The sequence below is a fragment of the Promicromonospora panici genome, from assembly GCF_900608595.1.
GTDB classification, from domain to species: Bacteria; Actinomycetota; Actinomycetes; order Actinomycetales; family Cellulomonadaceae; genus Promicromonospora; species Promicromonospora panici.
The window spans coordinates 52,651-69,532 of sequence record NZ_UWYY01000014.1 but is presented as its reverse complement, the minus strand read 5'-3'; the positions used below and the strand labels follow the sequence as shown (position 1 = coordinate 69,532).

Sequence of the window (16,882 nt, the reverse complement as noted above, 5' to 3'; positions counted from 1 at the left end):
TTCCAACCATCTCGCCACCTGTTGCCTGCAGATTCGACACCAGAGACGAACCCGAGCCGGGCAACGAGGCAGGACCCACTAGCCTCGGGACCACGAGCTTGGGTGTGCTGTACGTCGTGGTGACCGCCGCCGGAGCAACTCGGCAGGTGCCTACACAGCTGCTGCCGCTGGCCGTCGAGCGAGGCTGGGACGTGCATGTTCTCGCCACCGATCAGGCGGTGCGCAGCTTTCCCCAGACGATGGCACAGATCGCAGAAGTCCTGGGTCGTCCGCTGCGGACGGACTTCCACACCACCGTCGGGTACTCGCTACCTGACCGCACGTAGGACGTCGCCCTGCTGCTGAGGACAGGTCAGCCGCCTGCGCCGATCCAGGCGTTGAACCGCGCGAGCGGCTTGTTCGTGTGCCGGTGAGCCCGGACGAGCGCGTGCCTCGGAGACATGAGCGCTCGCCCCTGCGTCGCTCCCTGCTCGCGCGGACAGGTCATCAGCCGAGGACAACTGAAGAACTGGGCCGATACCGCTGTCGGACAGGCCTTGGAGGGTACGGGTTTCGTCGTGACGAAGAGGCACCAGGACTAGGGTCAAGCGCGTCACTGGCGGCCCGCCGGCGCCGCCAGGGACACATCGCCACGTGGTGCGTGGGCGGAGGACAAGCGACCTTCTGGTCCTGACTGCGGATCTATGCTCGACGCAGCCGACCGCCTATACGCCTGCGGGTTCGCTCGCTGTGTGCCCGCGGCGGGCGCGGTGGATGCCGTACTCGCGCCAGGTGAGGTAGACGATGAAGACGTCAAACGCGGTCAGGAGCAGCAGCCCCCAGGAGAACGCCACCACAAGTTTGTAGCCTTGGTAGGCGATGAACACCAGGAGGAAACCGATCAGCCACGGGTAGGCCCAGAGGCGATCGCGGAGCACCGCCCACACCAGGATCACCTTCACCACACCGTGCACGAGCAGATAGACCGCGCCGAACAGGGTGGCCGAAACATCGAGACTGCCGGTCAGACGCAGCAGGCTGTTCGCGATGAAGTCATGCGGATCTTCCGAGAGTTCGTGCTGAGTCAAAAGCTGGGCGAAGGCGCCGATCTGTGCCGGTGTCACGACCAGCAGCAGCACGCCACCGACCAGTTCGAGCACACCGTCGAGGCCTTTGAGGATCAGGCCGATGAAGAACGCCCGGTCAAGCAGCGTCCGGGGCCGATTTGGAACGGGCATGATCCTCCTTTCACGTCGCTGACGGTACGGTCCCCTCTGCACCAAAGGCTATTGGCTGGGTGCCGGCGCTGGCCTCGATCCGTCAGCCTGAGCAGGTCGGAGCAGCACCCGCTGGACGTGTGTGACCGTCGCCGTCATCATCAGGGCATGCCCCGGTCTTCAGTACCGCCGACCACCCCCTCGTCGGCGATCGACGAGCAGCGTCGGCGTGCTCAGATGCGGGTGATCTCCGCGCGCGTCGCTCTTTCCCTCGGCGTCCTCGGTGTTCTCGCGGTGCTGATCCGTGGCCTGTGGAGCCACCTCACGATCTTCGGCGACATCGTGCCCGGTCTCGCGCCGGGTAGCGGCGCATCGACGCTCCTCTCGACGTCCCTCGTCCTCTTCCTCCTGGCGCGGGGACTCCGCCATGGTCACCGGCTGGCATGGGCCATGGCGGTGGTGGCGCTCGGGCTGTCAGCGGGCCTGCACGTGGCGCGCGGGTTCGACGTCATACCGTCCGTAGTGGTGCTCGCCGCAACGGTATGGCTCGCAGCGAGCTGGCACGCGTTCCCGGTGCTCCCCACGCGGTGGGCGGTACGCCGCGCCCTGCTCCTCGTAGGGCTTCTGGTCGTCTCGTGGCTCCTCGCGCTGGCCGCGATCATCGTCCTGGAGATGCGTTTCGAGGACCCGCCCGGCGGGGCGGTCGTCACCGTCGCGGCGACCGTCTCCTCCCTCCTCGATCTTGTGGTGGTCGCTCTCGCGATGTGGTGGCTTCTGTCTCCCCGGCGCGCGAACCGGCTTCGTCCGGAGGAGCACCTGGAGGAGCGTGAACACGCGCGTGCGGTCGTGGAGCGGTACGGCGGCGGCACGCTCGACTACTTCGCACTGCGTGACGACAAGGACTGGTTCTTCGTCGGGCGCTCCGTCGTCGCTCACTCGGTGCGAGGCGGTGTGTGCCTCGTCTCTCCCGACCCGGTCGGCCCCGCCGACGAACGCGAGATGGTATGGGCGGAGTTCGTCGCTCATGCGTCCGTGTCCGGGTGGTCGATCGCGGTCGTCGCGGCCGCGAGGGACTGGTTGCCGGTCTACGAGCGGTCGGGGTTGCACAATGTCTACCTCGGGGACGAGGCCATCGTGGACTGCCAGTCCTTCACCCTCGCTGGGCACGCCCACAAGTCGCTGCGGCAGGCGGTCAACCGGGTGACGCGGGCCGGATACACGACGACCTTCCACGATCCCGCCACGATCGCCCCCGACCTGCGTGACCAGATCCTCGCGATGAGCGACGAATCCCGCCGGGGCGAGGACGAGCGCGGCTTCTCCATGACGCTCTCGCGCCTCTTCGACCCCGACGACACGGGACTCGTGCTGGCAGTGACCCGCACCTCCACGGGTCGGGTCGATGCCTTTTGCCAGTGGGTGCCTGCCGCCGCGATCGACGGGTGGTCCCTCGATGTCATGCGTCGTCGTGCCGTCGCCGACGACGTGCCGAACGGTCTGATCGACGCGACGATCGCGGCGTCGATCCACGAGGTTGCCGCGCGCGGGATGCGAAGACTGGGTCTGAATTTCGCCGTGATGCGGCAAGTTCTCGAGGGCGAGCGGGACGGACGCGGTGACCAGCTCGTCCGGCCGGTGCTGCGCCGGCTCTCGGAGGTGACACAGATGGCGACTCTCAGCGTCTTCAACGAGAAGTTCGACCCCGTCTGGACCCCGCGGTACGTGGTCCTCGACTCCAGCGAGCTCGCGGCGACCCAGGCGCTCGTGCTCGCGGGAGCCGAAGGGATCAGCGAGATTCCGGTGATCGGGCGGTTCCTGCACGGCGTCGGGGCGACACCGTGATCCTGGCGGTCGCTGCGGCTGTCGGCGCCGCGGTCGCCTATGCGGTCAGCACGATCATGCAGGCGATCGCGACCAGGCGCAGCCACGGCCTCGGGGCCGTCCACCACCCGCTGGTGATCGGCGGACTCGCGCTCGACGGCGCCGCCTGGGTGCTGTCGCTGCTCGCGCTCGACCGCCTCCCCCTGTTCGTCGTGCAGGCCATCGTCGCGTCCTCGCTCGTCGCCGTCGTCGTCCTGGCGCGCGTCGTACTTCGCGCGACATTGCGGCACGCCGACCTCGTGGCGATCGGCGGGGTGGTCACCGCACTAGTCGTGCTCGCCGTCGCCGCGGGGGAACAACCAGCGAGCGAACCGCCCGCCGGCTTCACGATCGCCACCGTGGCCGTCGCGTTCGCCCTCCTTCTCGGTGTCGCCGCGTCCCTGCGCCGCGGGCACCCCATCGTCCTGGCGCTCCTCGCTGGTCTGGGGTACTCGGTCGCGGCGATCGCCGCCCGCGGCGCGCACGCGTCGGGCGACCTTCTCGACACGGTCCTGCAGCCGCTCGCCCTCGCCGTCGTGGCCGCCGGTGTGGCTGCTGTCCTCGCCTACCTGCGCGCCCTTGAGAAGGGCAACGTCGGCTCGGTCGCCGCGACGGTCTCCGTCGTCGAGGTGCTCGTGCCGGGCACCGTCGGGCTCATCGTCCTGGATGACACGGTTCGCGACGGCTGGGCGGCGCCTGCCGCGATCGCTGTCCTCGTCGCGGTGACCGGGTGCATCGCGCTGGCAACCAGCCCAGCCAACACCACGGCCGAGGAGCAACTGCCTGCAGCTACTGGCGACGCCACCCGAACATCAGAACCGGGCTACGGACAACAGGGTGGGTGAGGGGTCTTGATACCGGTTCGGTGCTCGCACACGTCGTGTGAGGCCCACAGGGTGCGGAAGACTCACTGCGGGTAGAAAGCTCGCCGACCAGATCGCTGAGGCTGCGGTCGTACGGCGCCGGACCGATCACGGTCCGTGGTCGACGTGCTTCTGAACCTAGAAACCCGGCCCGCCTGGTTCCGTAAGCGCGCTCACAGTCCCTCGAGATCGCCAGACCGTCTCCGACGGTCGCTCACGACGTCGCCTGCGGTGCGGGTTCGAGCAGCGCCAGCAGGATCCGCTGCAGCTCAGTGCGGTCGCGAGGCACGATCGTCGCCAGCCTGCGGTCGAACTCCTTGGCGAGCGCGCCGAGCGCGCGGTCCCGCGCCACCTCGCCCTCGTCGGTCAGCACGAGCCGATGCCGCCGCAGGTCGGCGTCGTCGATCTCGCGCCGCATGAACCCCTTGGCGACGAGGTTGCGCACGTAGACCGTCACGCTCGCCTTGGGGATCACCAGCGCCGTCGCCAGCTCTGCTGGGTATGGCGACGTGGCGACCTCGGCGAGCACGAAGAACTCCTTCGTCTCCAGGCCGAGGTCGGCCAGCTCGGCGCTACAGGCGTCCAGCACGACGGTCAGCAGGCGATGGTTCAGCGTCCACAGCTGTGCGGCATCAACGGACACGCGAGCCCTCCCTCAGATGGTACGGTATTGAACTAGTTCGTAACTGTACTAACGGCCGTTTCGAACTGACCGGATATAGAACCAACACTACGTGAAGGGTGTCGTCAGATGCTGCAGCACATCACGATCCAGCGCGGGCCGATCGAGCTCGCAGCCGACCTGTACCTGCCGGACGACTTCGGCGAGGCCGTACCACGGCGCGCCGTCGTGCTCTCCACGCCGGGCAGCAGCGTCAAGGAGCAGATCGGCGCGAACTACGCCTCCCGCCTCGCCGTCCGGGGTATCGCGGCGCTCGCCTTCGATCCTGCTCACCAGGGCCAGAGCGGGGGCGAGCCGCGCGATCTCGAGGACCCGTACCGCCGCGGCGAGGACATCTCCTACGCGATCGACACCCTCAGCACGATCCCCGGCATCGACCCCGGCCGGATCGGCGTCCTCGGCATCTGCGCCGGCGGCGGCTACGCGGTACACACCGCCCGCACCGACCACCGCATCAAGGCGGTCGGCACGGTCGTCCCGGGCAACATGGGCACGTCGTTCCGCGGCTTCCAGCCGGACGGCCCGGCAGCCGCGCTCGACGACATGGCCGACGCGCGCACCGAGGAGGCTCGCACCGGCGAGCTGACCCGCGCGAACTGGCTGCCCGACACCCTGGAGGACGCCGCAGCGGCCGGCCTGACCGACATCGACACCACCCAGGCGATCACGTACTACCGCACCGAGCGGGGTCGCAACGAACACTCGACGAACCGTCGCCTCTCCCGTGGCGACGCGCTGCTCCTTGGCTACGACGCGTACCACCTGGTCGATCAGCTCATGACCCAGCCGCTCCAGGTCATCCTCGCCGGACGCATCGGCAACACGGGCTCCTACGAGTCCGGCATGCGGCTGTGGAAGATGGCGCCCAACCCCGTCGACCTCATGGTGATCGACGGCGCCGGACACTACGAGATGTACGACGTGCCTGAATACGTCGACGCCGCGGTTGACCGGCTCGCCGACTTCTACTCGGACCACCTGTAGGTCGAGGGCCGCTCAGGCTGTCTCCCACGCTGCGATCCCGGACCTAACCCTGGGCGGGTGGCAGCCGAACCGCCGGGGGCAGCGGTACCGGGATCGGCCGGGCCTGGAACGACTGCAGCATCAGCGCGGCGAACCGACGTGATGCGGCCAGCCGCATCTCGGGTGTGTCCGCGCGGATGCCCTCGTTGGCCAACAGCATGAGGTTGATGTCCTCGAGCACGAAGTCCTCGCGCAGCGAACCGGCATCCTTCGCCTGCCGTACCAGGGTGAGCAGCGACGCGAGCGTGCGGTCACGTTCGGCGGCGAACTCGGCCGGTTCGGGCATCCGCGAGGTGAAGGCGCGAGCGAAGCCCCGGTCCAGAGCGTGCACCGCCATCAGCTGCTCGACGATGAGGCACAGGCCACGCCAGGGGTCGTCCGCGGCCAGCCCTCGACGGACGATCTCGGCGCACGAGGCCATCTGATCGGCGAACACCTCGGCCAGCAGCGCTTCCTTGGTGGCGAAGTGCCGGTAGACGGTGGCCGCCCCGACCTCTGCCCGCCGGGCGATCTCGCGGATCGGCACATCCAGGCCGTCGATGGCGAACGCGGCACGGGCGACGGCGAGGATGCGTTCGCGGTTGTCGCGCGCGTCCGAACGCAGCCGTGCTCTCACTTCGGTCGTCACTGCTCTCACATTAGTCAAGCGGACGGGGCGCTCCGTTACGGTCCGGGGCATGAGCGACACCTCGATCCACCACAGGGCGGTTCCTGTGCAGTGCGACGACAGCGCGGCAGGCGCCACCGCGACGGAGCACGTCGGCACCGGGCGGACCATCGCCGTACTGGGGGCCACCGGGCAGCAAGGAGGTTCCGTCGTTGCGGCGTTGCTCGCCGCCGACTGGACCGTTCGTGCTGTCGTGCGGGATCCGCCCGCCGATCGTGCCCGGTCGCTCGCCGCCGCGGGCGTCGAGATCGTGCGTGGAGACCTCGCCGACCCGGAGTCCTTGCGCGCGGCGTTCGCCGGCGTTCACGGTGTCTTCAGCGTTCAGCCGAGCTCGGGTCAGGCGGGGACCGGGCTGAGCCACCAGGCCGAGTTCCGCTACGGCACGGCCGTGGCCGAGGCGGCCCAGCACAGCGGTGTGTCTCACCTCGTCTACAGCTCGATGATCGCTGCCGGGCCGACGCCGACGGGCGTCAGCCACTTCGACGTCAAGAGCCGTATCGAGGACCGTGTCCGGAGCCTGGACATCGTCAGCACCATCATCCGGCCGGCGACCTTCATGGAACTCCTGCTGACGCCGGGGATGGGACTCGACCGGGGAGAGCTGGCGTTCCTGATGCGCCCGGACCAGGCGATGCAGTTCATCGCGGTGCGCGATATCGGCCGGGTCGTGGCCGCGGTCTTCGGCGCGCCCGAGCGGTTCACCGACCGCACCATCGAGATCGCCGGTGACGCCGTGACCGGCAACGCCATCGCCGAACAGCTGACACAGGCCGCCGGGCGGCCGATCGGATACCGCCGTTTGCCGCAGGCGGTGCTGGAGCAGGACGAGGTTCTCGCCAGGTCGGCAGCACTGGTCGACGACGGCAGGCTCGCGGGCCAAGCCGACCTCATCGCGCTGCGTGCGATGTTCCCCTCCCTCCTGCGGTTCGACCGATGGCTGCAAGGCCCCGGCGAGGCGCTCCTCGCGGGCGCTCTCCGAACGGCGACGTCCTCGATCAGTAACCCGGCCTACCCCACGAACGTGAGGTAGAGCAGCGCGACGTTCAGCGCCCTCGAATACCGGCGTACCTTCGGAGGTGCGCTTTCACACGCACACTGAGGCGCCCAGGACGGGCGGGTAGGAGGAGCCGTATGAACGTCGCGATCCCCAGCTCTGACCACCCGGTGAGCCCCGATGGTCCGCGCAGGCCGCGGGTCCTGATCTTCGACGTCAACGAGACCCTGTCGGACATGGCGCCGATCGCCGGGAGGTTCGAGGCGGTCGGCGCCCCGGCGCACCTGGCCAAGGCATGGTTCGCGGGCCTGCTGCGTGACGGGTTCGCGCTCGCAGTGGCCCGGGAGAACCCGTCCTTCGCGCGGTTGGGCGCTGAGGGGCTCCGGTCGGTCCTGCCGGGGACGCCGTTGAACCGCCCGGTCGAGGAGGCGGTGGACCACATCATGGCCGGGTTCGCGGGGCTGGCGGTCCACCCGGACGTGCCCGGTGGTGTGCGGGCGCTGGCGGAGCTGGGCATCCGACTGGTCACGCTGAGCAACGGATCGGCGTCGATCGCGCAGCGGCTGTTGTCCGATGCGGGACTGGACGACGCCTTCGAGGCCTTCCTGTCCGTGGAGCAGGCCGGCGTCTGGAAACCGGCGCCCGGCGCCTATGCCTTCGCGCTGGAGTCCTGCGGGGTGGACGCCCTGGACGCGATGCTGGTGGCCGCGCATCCATGGGACACCGACGGGGCGCACCGGGCCGGCCTGGCCGCCGCCTGGATCAACCGGGCCGGCGGACCCTACCCGGAGTACTTCCGGACGCCGGACCTGACGGCTACTTCACTGCTCCACCTGGCGGAACAGCTCCGGTAGCCGCCGAACGTGGTGGGCCGGGCGCCTCCTGGCTGTCTGACGACGGCTGTCTGACGACGCCGTTGATCAGAGGGCGAGCACCAGCACGGTCGCGCCGTAGGCGATGCCCAGGCCGACGCCTTCGAACCCGACCCTGGCGGGGCCGCGGTTCTGGCGTACGAGGAGCCCCGCTACGACGATGACCGTCATCAGGATGCTCGCGACGGTGAGGAAGAGTGAATCCGGTGTCGCCGCGTGGTAGATCGAGCCGCCCGCGTAGAAGAGGTCGCCGACGGCGACGTTGAGCACGTCGAGCGTGTTGCCGCCCAGGATCGCGGCGATGGCCAGCGTCAGGGCCTTACGGCGGACGGCGGCGATAGCGATGACGGTCTCGGGCAGGGCGTTGACGAGGCCCATGAGGACGGCGCCGACAAAGCCTTCGCTCAGGGTGGTCTCGGCGACTATCTGCTCGGCGGCCCGGGTGACGGCGGCACCACCGGCGCCGACGACGAGGCCGATCGCGGCGAACTCGGCCCACAGGCCACGTAGGCGCCTTCGGGGTGCGCTGTTCTCGTCCGGTGTGTCCACGCGTGTCTGTTCGGTCCTGACCGCACGCCACATCGGCCGCGCAGCCGAACGGCGGATGAGGACGAGACCGAGGCCGTAGACGGCAACTATCACGAGGGTGGTCGGATGCACCGGCCCGAGGAGGACCGCGGGCAGAAAGCTGCCCATGAGGGTGATGGCGAGCAGGGCGATGAGCAGGCAACCGAACAGCATGTTCGCGAGGGAAGCGGCGGCGTGCTCGAGATTGGAACGGCGGTAGAAGAGATCGGCGACCGCGATGGCGAACGTCTGCGCGGCCACACCCCCGATGGCGTTCGAGTAGGCGAGCTCGGCGCTGTTGTCCGCAGCGGCGACGGCGGTCATCACGATCCCGCTGAGCGAGGTGAAGACGCCGAAGAACACGGCGCCGAAGATCGCCTCGCCCCATCCGGTGCGATCGGCGAGGGCGTCGCCGAGCCCTGCGAGGCGGACGCTGCCCAGCACGGTGACGGCGGAGGCTCCGGCGAAGACGAGGATCGCGGCCAGCAGTGGGGTCATCCGGTCTGCTCAGTGCTCGACGTAGTGGGCCGGGTGTGCGGCGGGCAGGTCGGTCAGGTCAGGGACCGCCGTCCACACTCCCATGGCAACACATGGGCCAATCGGTCGCCAGACCGGCGTCGTCGTCGCTCATTCCGGCTCCCTCAGCAGGTCGCTGACCTCACCGCTCACCTCGTAGGGAGCGGCACCCCGGACGAACACGACGGCCGGTCCCGGCGCCGTCCGGCCCACGGCGGTTCCGCCGATGTGCGCGGCGCCGTGGCGTGCAGCCCGGCCACCCGGATGCCCAGGGGCACGAGCACTCCGGCGATCTTCGCGGTGTAGGCGTCGTGGTCGGCCAGTGCGTAGGGGACGAACGTGACGGCCGCGCCGTCGAGGAAACCGAGCACGGTGTCCAGAGCGTGCTCGAGGTAGCCGCCTGCGTGGTTGGTGGAGTTGGACAGGAGCAGCAGTCGCATCGTGCCTACCTGTTGGCTGTCGGGCTTCTGGCGGTCGGGCCGGGGCGGTCAGGTCAGCCTTCGCACACGAGCCCGTCCTCGAGTGCCGCCAGGTTCTCCCGCATCATGTCCAGGTAGTCGGAGTCCGGATCGGACTGGCCCTCGATCGGGTCCAGCTTGGCGGAGTCGATGCCGAGGTCCTCGGCGAGGATCTTCGTGACCTTCGGGCTGGTGATCACCTCGAAGAAGACGGTCTGCACGTCGTCGGCCCGGGCCACGGAGCGCACGGCCCGCAGCCGGGCGGGTGAGGGCTCTGCCTCGGGGTCGATGCCGGAGATGCCGACCTGGACGAGGTCGTACCGCTCGGCCAGGTACCCGAAGGCCTCGTGCGACACGACGAGGGTTGCCCCCGCACACTGCGCGAGAGCCTCGCGATAGTCCTCGTCCAGTGCACGGAGCTCGGTCACGAGTGCCTCGGCGTTGGCGGCGTAGTCGGCGGCATGATCAGGATCGGCGTCGGAGAGCTCGGCCGCGACGTCCCGCGCGACGTCCGAGAGCCGAACGGGGTCCTGCCAGAAATGGGGGTCGAGCGCACCGTGGGCGTCCGACGTCTCCGCACCGGCCCCGTTGGGCCCGGCCTCAAGTCCCGCTGCTTCGGCGGTGTCGAGCAGGCGCTCGGGCCGGCTCGCCGCCACGGCCTCGTCCGTGGCGGGCTGCATACCGGAGAGGTATACGACGAGATCGGCCTCACCCATCTCGCGCACCCGGACCGGTGAGAGCTCGATGCTGTGCGGGTCGGCCGCGGCGGGCGTGAGGTTCGTGACGTTCACGTGCTCGCCGCCGACCTGCTCGGCGACGTACTGCAGCGGGTAGAACGATACGAGGACGTCGACGCCGTCGTCCTGGGCGCCGGGGGAGCACGCGGTGGTAGTGCAGAGAACCAGCAGTGCGGCAGTCGCGGACAGCGATCGGGAACGGGCAGGGGCCATGGGACTCCTCGGCGGTGTCGAGCGGCAGGGCGCACGGGGCGGCTTTGGCCGCGGTGCCGACGCTACCAGAACTGAGAATGATTCTCAGTAAGCTCTGGTCACCACGGCGTGCGCTCCCGGGATCCGGCCGAGCGCATCCCGTAGCTCGGTACGGCGCGCGATGCCGAGCTTGGTGAAGATCTTCCGCAGGTGCCATTCCACCGTCCGCGGGCTCAGGAAGAGCTGCCCGGCGATTCCGGCGTTGGTACCGCCGTCGACGGCGAGCCGCGCGATCTGCAGCTCCTGCCTGGTCAGCGCCGTCTCCGCGTCCTGGTCGCGACGCCGGGCGGTCTCGCCGGTGGCCTCCAGCTCACGGCGGGCGCGGTCGGCGAATGCGGCCACCCCGGCCTCCGCCAGCATCTCGTGGGCGGCGCGGAGCTGCTCGCGGGCGTCCGCCCGGCGTCCCGCGCGCCGTAGCCACTCGCCGTGGACCAGTCGGGTGCGTGCCGTCAGCACGGTCAGCCGGGTGCGGCTCAACCGCGCGGTCGCCTCCTCGTAGGCGGCCTCGGCGCGGTCGCCGTCGGACAGCAGGGCCCTGGAGCGGGCCGCGACGCCGCCCGCCCAGTCGGTGCCGCACGCGTCCGCGATCTCCGCCAACCGCCGCGCCGCTGCCGTGGCCCGCTCCGGTCGCCCGGCTCGCGCCGCCGCCTCGACGAGCTCCACCAGCGACCAGCCCGACGTGCCGAGGAGATCCGGGTCCCGGATGCCCGCCTCCGCGGCCACCAGCGCATCCTCGTATCGGCCGACGCCGTTGGCCAGCACCGCACCCAGCCACCCCGTCACCGCGAACCACCGGCCCTCGCCGCGTGCGGCCGCCTCGGCGTCGGCATCAGCCAGGAGCTCCTCGAAGTCCTCGCGGCGCCCCCGCCACGCGGCGACCGTCGCGGGGCCGTACGGGAGCATTCCGGTGTCGCCCACCGTCTCCGCGATCATCGCGACCTCACCGCCGGCGGCCGCCGTGCCTTCCAGGTCGCCGGACAGCAGGCGCAGAGCCAGCTGCGCGAGCAGCGCGTCGGGCAGGATCCGCAGCTCGCCCCGCCGCCGGGCCAGGGCGGTCGCCCGGCGCGCCAGGACCGCCCACGCGTCGTCGTCCCACACGTCGACCGCCGCCCGCGCCGCCAGGGGCAGCCAGCGCACGTCCGCGCCGTCGTCGGACACGAAGGCCTCCACGGCCCGCCGCAGCGGCGGCGCGCCGGCCGGGTAGCCGGACGTCGTCACGAGGGCCAGGCCCGTGAGCAGGTCGACGTGGCCGGGGCCGGGCTCCGGGGGAGCCGGCGCGCGCAGCACCGCGGCGGCCACGTCCCGCAGGCTGCCGGAGCGCGCCAGGTCGGACGTGGTGCGTGCCGCCTCGAGCGCGTCCCGGTACGTCTCCCAGGCCAGCCGCGGGTCGAGCGGCTCCAGGCGGCGGGCGGCCGGCAGCAACGGCCCGTCCTGCCCCTCGTGCACGGCGACGGCGACCTGCGCCCGCAGGAGCTGTGCGGTGGCCCGCGTGAGCTCGTCGCCCGGGCCGGCGTCCGCCACGGCCAGCAGTCGCAGTGCCCCCGCGGGGCACGCGCGTGGAGCTTGACCTGGGCAGCGTGCAGCGCCCGAGCGACGCGGAGGGCGGCGTCGGGGGTGAGCTCGGCCGCCTTCTCCCGGAAGGCGGCCCCGGCCGCCGCGCCGCCCCGGCCCTCGGCACGGGACGCGCACCGTTCCAGCTCTGCCGCGACCTCCTCGTCGGGGCCGGCGGCAGCGTGCGCCCTGTGCCAGGCGCGGCGTTCCGGGTCGGCGGCGTCGACGGCGTCCGCGAGCGCCGCATGCGCCGCTCGCCGCTGCTCCGGGCTCGCCGCCCGGTAGACGGCGGAACGCGCCAGCGGGTGCCGGAACCGCACCGGGCCCCATACGTCCATCAGGCCTGCCGCGACCGCGGGTTCCGCGTCCGTCGGCCCGACGCCGCACGCTGCCGCGGCCTTGAGGACCAGTCCGGTGTCCTTCCCCGGTTCGGCTGCCGCCACCTGCAGGAACGTCTGTGTCGCGGCGGGCAGGGCGGCCACCTGGGCGGCGAAGCGTATCTCCACCCTGTTGGCCGGAGACCCCGTGCCGGGCAGCCCGTACCCACCGGCCAGCTCCTCGGGCGTGACCTGTCGCGCGAGCTGGACCATCGCGAGCGGGTTGCCCTCCGTCTCGGCGACGACCCGGTCCCGTACGGCGTCGTCGACGGGCCCCGTGAACAGCTCGTCGAAGAGGATGCGCGCCTCTGTGTCCGTGAGCCGTGCGACGGTCAGCTCGGGCACGACGCCCTGGTCGGGCCACGAGGCGCCGTCGTCCCGCCGTCCGAACACGATGCCTACCGCGGCCGCCGGCGGCAGCCGCCGTGCGACGAACACCAGCGTGTGTGCCGAGGCGGCGTCCAGCCACTGCAGGTCGTCCACCACGAGCAGTACCGGCTGGTGCGCCGACGCCTCGTGCAGCAGCGACAGCACGGCGAGCCCGATCAGGAACCGGTCCGGCGCCTCGCCCGGCTGGAGGCCGAGTGCTATCGACAGCGCGTCCCGCTGCGGGACCGGCACCCGGTCCATCAGCTCGAAGATCGGCGCACAGGCCTGATGCACCCCGGCGAACGCGAGCTCCAGCTCCGACTCCACGCCGTCGACCCGTAGGACCTGCATGCCCGGCGCGCTCGCGGCGGCGTCGAGGAGTGCGGTCTTGCCGACGCCGGCGGGGCCCCGCACGAGCAGGGAGCGCGACCGGCCGCGCCGCACGTCAGCGACCAGGCCATCGAGCAGCTGACGCTCCCGGCGTCGTCCGACGAGTGGTCCGGCGGCGTCGTGGCTGGTGCCCATTGGTCCTCCAGGTGTGCTGCGGGCAGCGTATCCCGTCGTCCCTGACCTGCACGGTCATTACGTTCCCACCCGAGCGATGCCTGGCGGACAGATCACCGCGTGGTGTTGCCTGGCACCGTGTCCGTTCCGTTACTCTTGGGCTCGCCATGAATGTGACCCGTGTCGCTCGCCCGTCGCTCGCCGATCCTCGGCGTGGCCTCGCGGGCGTCCTGACGGTCATGTTCCTCGTGTTCGCCGTCCTGGCCGTGCAGGCCGTGTGCGGCGTCCACCGGCACGCGGCCGACCACAGCGGCACGTCCGCGGACGGCGCCGTCGGGCAGCAGTACGCGGCGGTCGCCGCGCAGGCTGTTCCGGACGAGGCTGTTCCGGACGAGGCCGCGCATGCGGCTCCCGAGCGTCCGGGCCAGGACCCGTACGACTGCGCCGAGGACCGCCCGATCACCGCCCGGTCCGACCGGACGGTGTCGCCCTCCACGGACCTGGCCGGGGTTCCGGCCCTCGCCGTGCAGTGGCTGGTGCCCGCCGTCGCGGACCACGGCACGCGGACGCCATCGGGCCTGGCCGCGGCGACCGCGCCGTCACTGCACGCCCTGGGGATCTCCCGGACGTAGACCACCACATCCCGTCGGCACCACCCCATGGGTGCCGACCGGTCCAGCGCGCCCGAACCCCGGCAGCGCGTGTGGTTCTACTCCGATCAGAAAGGTCCCCGCTTTCATGGAGCCCAGCTTCAACCCGGCCGCCGCCACCTCCGGTCGTGGTCGTCATCGGGCGGCGCGCCGCCCTGTCCTGGCCGACGTCGCCCGAGCCACGTCCACACAGTTCAGCGCCTTTGCCGGGCGCACCGCCGTGGTCGCAGCCGCCGGTTCCGGCGTGCTGCTGTCCCTGGTCGCCGCACCTGCCCAGGCGGCACCGGCCCCCGCTTCCGTCACGTCGCTCGCCGGCAAGCCCGTCCAGGGCGCGCTCAACGCGGCCGACCTGAACGCCCTGACCGCGCAGGCGCGCCAGACGGTCGCCGCGGCGCCCGTCGTGGCGGTCGCTCCCGACGCCGAGCTGAAGGTCGAGAAGGCCGCCGTCTCGGTCGTGTCGGCCGAGGAGAACGAGGAGTACCAGGCGCAGCTCACCGCCGAGGCGGAGGCCGAGGCCGCGGCGGAAGCCGCCGAAGCCGCGGCTGCGGCGGCCGCGGTCGACATCCCGGCCTCGGCGTCGGGTTCCGCCGTCGTGTCGGTCGGGATGCGCTACCTCGGGGTGCCATACCTCTGGGGCGGCTCGACGCCGGCGGGCTTCGACTGCTCCGGGTTCACGTCGTACGTGTTCGCGCAGGTGGGGATCAACCTTCCCCGGACCTCGTCCGAGCAGCGGTACGCGGGAACCGAGGTGCCCTGGTCCCAGGCGCAGCCCGGTGACCTGCTCTGGTCGCCCGGCCACATCGCGATCTACGCGGGCGACGGCATGCAGATCGAGGCGCCGGTCCCGGGCAAGACCGTCCGGTACACCCAGGTCTGGCAGTCCAACCCGGTCGTCCTGCGGGTCGGCTGATCACCCTGCGTGAGGGGCGGGCACCGCGCCCGCCCTTCACGCGGCACCGCCACGACGGCGACAACGCCTTCTTCGAGCTCGAGAGATAGCCCGCCCGCAGCCGCCCGGTAGCAGTTGAGTAGCCTGGTATCGGCGATGGATCCCGCCGGGGCGCCACGTGTGTCCGAACCGCCGTGCCGGCTGATGGTTCCTGACTCGTCGGTCGACGGGCAGGAATGTGCTGCCCGTTGAAGGGGTGGTGCGTGATGAGCAGCCGATCTGTTCCGCAGCCAGCTGTCGATCGGATGACGCCGTTCGCGGGGCATCCGGTCGTGGTCGGGGTGGTGCCCGGTCAGCCCGAGCTGGTGGCGCTGACCGCGGTGGACTGGGCGCGTGCCGCGGGTTCGGGAGTGTTCTTCGCCTTCGCAGACACCGCGCGCTACACGGTCGAGGAGCTTCCTGACGGCTCGGTGCGTCATGCGCCGATCGACCCGGACACCATTGATGATGCCTGGCACGACACCGAGACCGTCCTGCGGGGGCAGCTGGCGCGCGCGCTGCGGGGGTCGCCGGTGCCGTGGGAGTTCCGGTACCTGGCCGGCCGCCCCGACCGGGCGTTGACGCACCTGGCCCGCGCGGTGGACGCCGCGCTCATCGTGGTCGGCACGCGAGTGCCCGGCGGCGGTGCCCGGATGCGCGAGTTCTTCGAGGGGTCGGTGGCCGTGCACCTGGCCCACCACCAGCACCGGCCGGTCCTGACGGTCCCGCTGAACGTGGTCGACTGGAAAGAGATCCGCGCACCATGGGCCAGTTGACCACCGCCGGACCGGTGGCCCCCCTCACATGCGGGCGCGCAGCACGTCGATCTCGCAGCCCGGCGCGGCCGGGTCGAAGCCGTGCTCGACCAGCCAGCGGATCGCTAGCAGACCGCGCAACGACCACCACCCGCGGATCACGTCGAGGTCGACGTCGGCGCCGTAGCCGGCGGCGACGTCGCCAAGATGCTCCTCGTGCCCGAGCGTCAGGATGGCGAGGTCGAACAGGGCGTCACCCTGGCTCGCCTCGGTCCAGTCGAGCACGCCGGTGACCTCGTCGCCGTCGACGAACACGTGAGCGACCTGCAGGTCGCCGTGCGTGAACACCGGTGTCCACGGGCGGAGTGCGGCCTCGGCGACCTCACGGTTGCGCGCGACCAGGTCAGCGGGGAGCATGCCGGTGGTGACGAGCCACTCGCACTCGCGATCGAGCTCCGACGCGAGCTCGTCGAGACTCCGTCCGGGCCAGGGCGGCAGCGGGGCGTCGTGCAGCTTGCGCACGGCCGCGCCTGCCGCGGCCCAGGCCGCCGGCGACGCGGTCGACGGCTCCCCGAGGCGGCCGAGCGCAGTCCCGGGGAGAGCCGCGAGCGCGAGCACCGGCGGTTTGCGCCACAGGACCTCGGGGGTCGGGACCGGCGCCATCGCCATCGCCTCGACCTCGACGTTGGTACGTGCCTGGTCGCCGTCGACCTTGAGGAACACGTCACCGACGCGCAGGGTCGCGCACCCCTGATGAGCGACGACGACCTTGACCTCTTCGATGCCGGTCAGCTCCATGCCGGCCATCATCGCGGGGACGGACCGGCGACGTCACCGGTATTTGTCGGCGCGCGGCTCTCGCTCAGTGCTCGCGTGGTGTCAGTGCTCGTCGTGGCCGCAGCCCGCGCCGTGCAGGTGCTCCGTCGTCGTGTGCTCGGCGTGCAGGTCGGTGCTAGCCATGCTGACTCTTTCTGCTCCGGGTGGACGAGCGGATCTCCGCCCACGGTTCCCATGGCACCACGGGGGTGAACGGGCTGCCACGTGGCCTTATTTGCCAACGG

Annotated in this window: 18 protein-coding genes, 1 pseudogene and 1 riboswitch; of the genes and pseudogenes, 9 read left to right on the top strand and 10 right to left on the bottom strand. The window is 71.2% G+C overall.

Annotated features, from left to right (window positions below; translation table 11 throughout):
* Window positions 1-104: 104 nt before the first annotated feature.
* Window positions 105-326 (top strand): hypothetical protein, encoded by a 222-nt coding sequence (locus EW117_RS17340; protein WP_129787964.1) that lies wholly within the window; start codon window positions 105-107, stop codon window positions 324-326.
* Between the two features lie 378 nt (window positions 327-704).
* On the opposite strand, the gene EW117_RS17335 is transcribed toward EW117_RS17340, so the two are convergent.
* Complete coding sequence (locus EW117_RS17335; protein WP_129787963.1) at window positions 705-1,217, bottom strand: DUF2127 domain-containing protein; 513 nt, start codon at window positions 1,215-1,217, stop codon at window positions 705-707.
* Window positions 1,218-1,364: 147 nt separating this feature from the next.
* On the opposite strand from EW117_RS17335, the gene EW117_RS17330 reads away from it, so the two are divergent.
* Both EW117_RS17330 and EW117_RS17325 read left to right on the top strand, forming a co-directional pair.
* Window positions 1,365-3,038: a bifunctional lysylphosphatidylglycerol flippase/synthetase MprF gene (locus tag EW117_RS17330; protein ID WP_129787962.1), complete on the top strand. Its 1,674-nt coding sequence runs from the start codon at window positions 1,365-1,367 to the stop codon at window positions 3,036-3,038.
* Window positions 3,035-3,901: a hypothetical protein gene (locus EW117_RS17325; protein ID WP_129787961.1), complete on the top strand. Its 867-nt coding sequence runs from the start codon at window positions 3,035-3,037 to the stop codon at window positions 3,899-3,901. Before EW117_RS17330 ends, EW117_RS17325 begins: the two co-directional genes overlap by 4 nt.
* On the opposite strand, the pseudogene EW117_RS30235 reads toward EW117_RS17325, so the two are convergent.
* Both EW117_RS30235 and EW117_RS17315 read right to left on the bottom strand, forming a co-directional pair.
* Window positions 3,892-4,025 (bottom strand): annotated as a pseudogene (locus EW117_RS30235) (MmyB family transcriptional regulator); the annotation flags it as partial. The gene EW117_RS17325 and the pseudogene EW117_RS30235 sit on opposite strands and share 10 nt — an antisense overlap.
* A 108-nt stretch (window positions 4,026-4,133) precedes the next feature.
* The gene (locus EW117_RS17315; protein WP_129787960.1) at window positions 4,134-4,562 is read right to left on the bottom strand and encodes a MarR family winged helix-turn-helix transcriptional regulator; all 429 of its coding nucleotides are present in this window, start codon (window positions 4,560-4,562) and stop codon (window positions 4,134-4,136) included.
* A gap of 108 nt (window positions 4,563-4,670) precedes the next feature.
* Here EW117_RS17315 and EW117_RS17310 point away from each other — a divergent pair, with 108 nt between their 5' ends.
* A complete protein-coding gene (locus tag EW117_RS17310; protein ID WP_129787959.1) occupies window positions 4,671-5,585 on the top strand; it encodes an alpha/beta hydrolase in 915 nt (304 codons plus the stop codon).
* Window positions 5,586-5,628: 43 nt separating this feature from the next.
* Here the strand turns inward: EW117_RS17310 and EW117_RS17305 are convergent, their stop codons facing one another.
* A complete protein-coding gene (locus EW117_RS17305) occupies window positions 5,629-6,252 on the bottom strand; it encodes a TetR/AcrR family transcriptional regulator (protein WP_242504351.1) in 624 nt (207 codons plus the stop codon).
* 49 nt (window positions 6,253-6,301) lie between these two features.
* Here EW117_RS17305 and EW117_RS17300 point away from each other — a divergent pair, with 49 nt between their 5' ends.
* Both EW117_RS17300 and EW117_RS17295 read left to right on the top strand, forming a co-directional pair.
* Window positions 6,302-7,321 (top strand): NmrA/HSCARG family protein, encoded by a 1,020-nt coding sequence (locus EW117_RS17300; RefSeq protein WP_129787957.1) that lies wholly within the window; start codon window positions 6,302-6,304, stop codon window positions 7,319-7,321.
* A gap of 101 nt (window positions 7,322-7,422) precedes the next feature.
* Window positions 7,423-8,139 carry a haloacid dehalogenase type II gene (locus EW117_RS17295; protein ID WP_129787956.1) on the top strand — a complete coding sequence of 239 codons (717 nt, stop codon included), beginning with the start codon at window positions 7,423-7,425 and terminating at the stop codon, window positions 8,137-8,139.
* Between the two features lie 66 nt (window positions 8,140-8,205).
* Here EW117_RS17295 and EW117_RS17290 read toward each other — a convergent pair whose 3' ends face one another.
* From EW117_RS17290 to EW117_RS30530, 5 genes are all read right to left on the bottom strand, one after another.
* A complete protein-coding gene (locus EW117_RS17290; RefSeq protein WP_129787955.1) occupies window positions 8,206-9,222 on the bottom strand; it encodes a sodium:calcium antiporter in 1,017 nt (338 codons plus the stop codon).
* A 167-nt stretch (window positions 9,223-9,389) separates the two neighbouring features.
* Complete coding sequence (locus EW117_RS17285) at window positions 9,390-9,680, bottom strand: Type 1 glutamine amidotransferase-like domain-containing protein (RefSeq protein WP_129787954.1); 291 nt, start codon at window positions 9,678-9,680, stop codon at window positions 9,390-9,392.
* Between the two features lie 53 nt (window positions 9,681-9,733).
* On the bottom strand, window positions 9,734-10,648 hold the full coding sequence (locus tag EW117_RS17280) for a metal ABC transporter substrate-binding protein (RefSeq protein WP_129787953.1): 915 nt from the start codon (window positions 10,646-10,648) through the stop codon (window positions 9,734-9,736).
* Window positions 10,649-10,732: 84 nt separating this feature from the next.
* Complete coding sequence (locus EW117_RS29800; protein ID WP_207211912.1) at window positions 10,733-11,986, bottom strand: helix-turn-helix transcriptional regulator; 1,254 nt, start codon at window positions 11,984-11,986, stop codon at window positions 10,733-10,735.
* The gene (locus EW117_RS30530) at window positions 11,902-13,509 is read right to left on the bottom strand and encodes an AAA family ATPase (RefSeq protein WP_207211911.1); all 1,608 of its coding nucleotides are present in this window, start codon (window positions 13,507-13,509) and stop codon (window positions 11,902-11,904) included. The genes EW117_RS29800 and EW117_RS30530 overlap by 85 nt, the downstream gene beginning before the upstream one ends.
* Before the next feature lie 146 nt (window positions 13,510-13,655).
* On the opposite strand from EW117_RS30530, the gene EW117_RS17270 reads away from it, so the two are divergent.
* The 3 genes from EW117_RS17270 to EW117_RS17260 all read left to right on the top strand — a co-directional run bounded on the left by EW117_RS17270 (window position 13,656) and on the right by EW117_RS17260 (window position 15,842).
* Window positions 13,656-14,120 carry a hypothetical protein gene (locus tag EW117_RS17270; protein WP_129787952.1) on the top strand — a complete coding sequence of 155 codons (465 nt, stop codon included), beginning with the start codon at window positions 13,656-13,658 and terminating at the stop codon, window positions 14,118-14,120.
* 106 nt (window positions 14,121-14,226) lie between these two features.
* The gene (locus tag EW117_RS17265) at window positions 14,227-15,048 is read left to right on the top strand and encodes a C40 family peptidase (protein ID WP_129787951.1); all 822 of its coding nucleotides are present in this window, start codon (window positions 14,227-14,229) and stop codon (window positions 15,046-15,048) included.
* 122 nt (window positions 15,049-15,170) lie between these two features.
* Window positions 15,171-15,248, top strand: a riboswitch (Fluoride riboswitch).
* A 45-nt stretch (window positions 15,249-15,293) separates the two neighbouring features.
* Complete coding sequence (locus EW117_RS17260) at window positions 15,294-15,842, top strand: universal stress protein (protein WP_129787950.1); 549 nt, start codon at window positions 15,294-15,296, stop codon at window positions 15,840-15,842.
* A gap of 24 nt (window positions 15,843-15,866) precedes the next feature.
* Here the strand turns inward: EW117_RS17260 and EW117_RS17255 are convergent, their stop codons facing one another.
* Window positions 15,867-16,619 (bottom strand): phosphotransferase family protein, encoded by a 753-nt coding sequence (locus EW117_RS17255; RefSeq protein ID WP_242504350.1) that lies wholly within the window; start codon window positions 16,617-16,619, stop codon window positions 15,867-15,869.
* Window positions 16,620-16,882 lie beyond the last annotated feature (263 nt).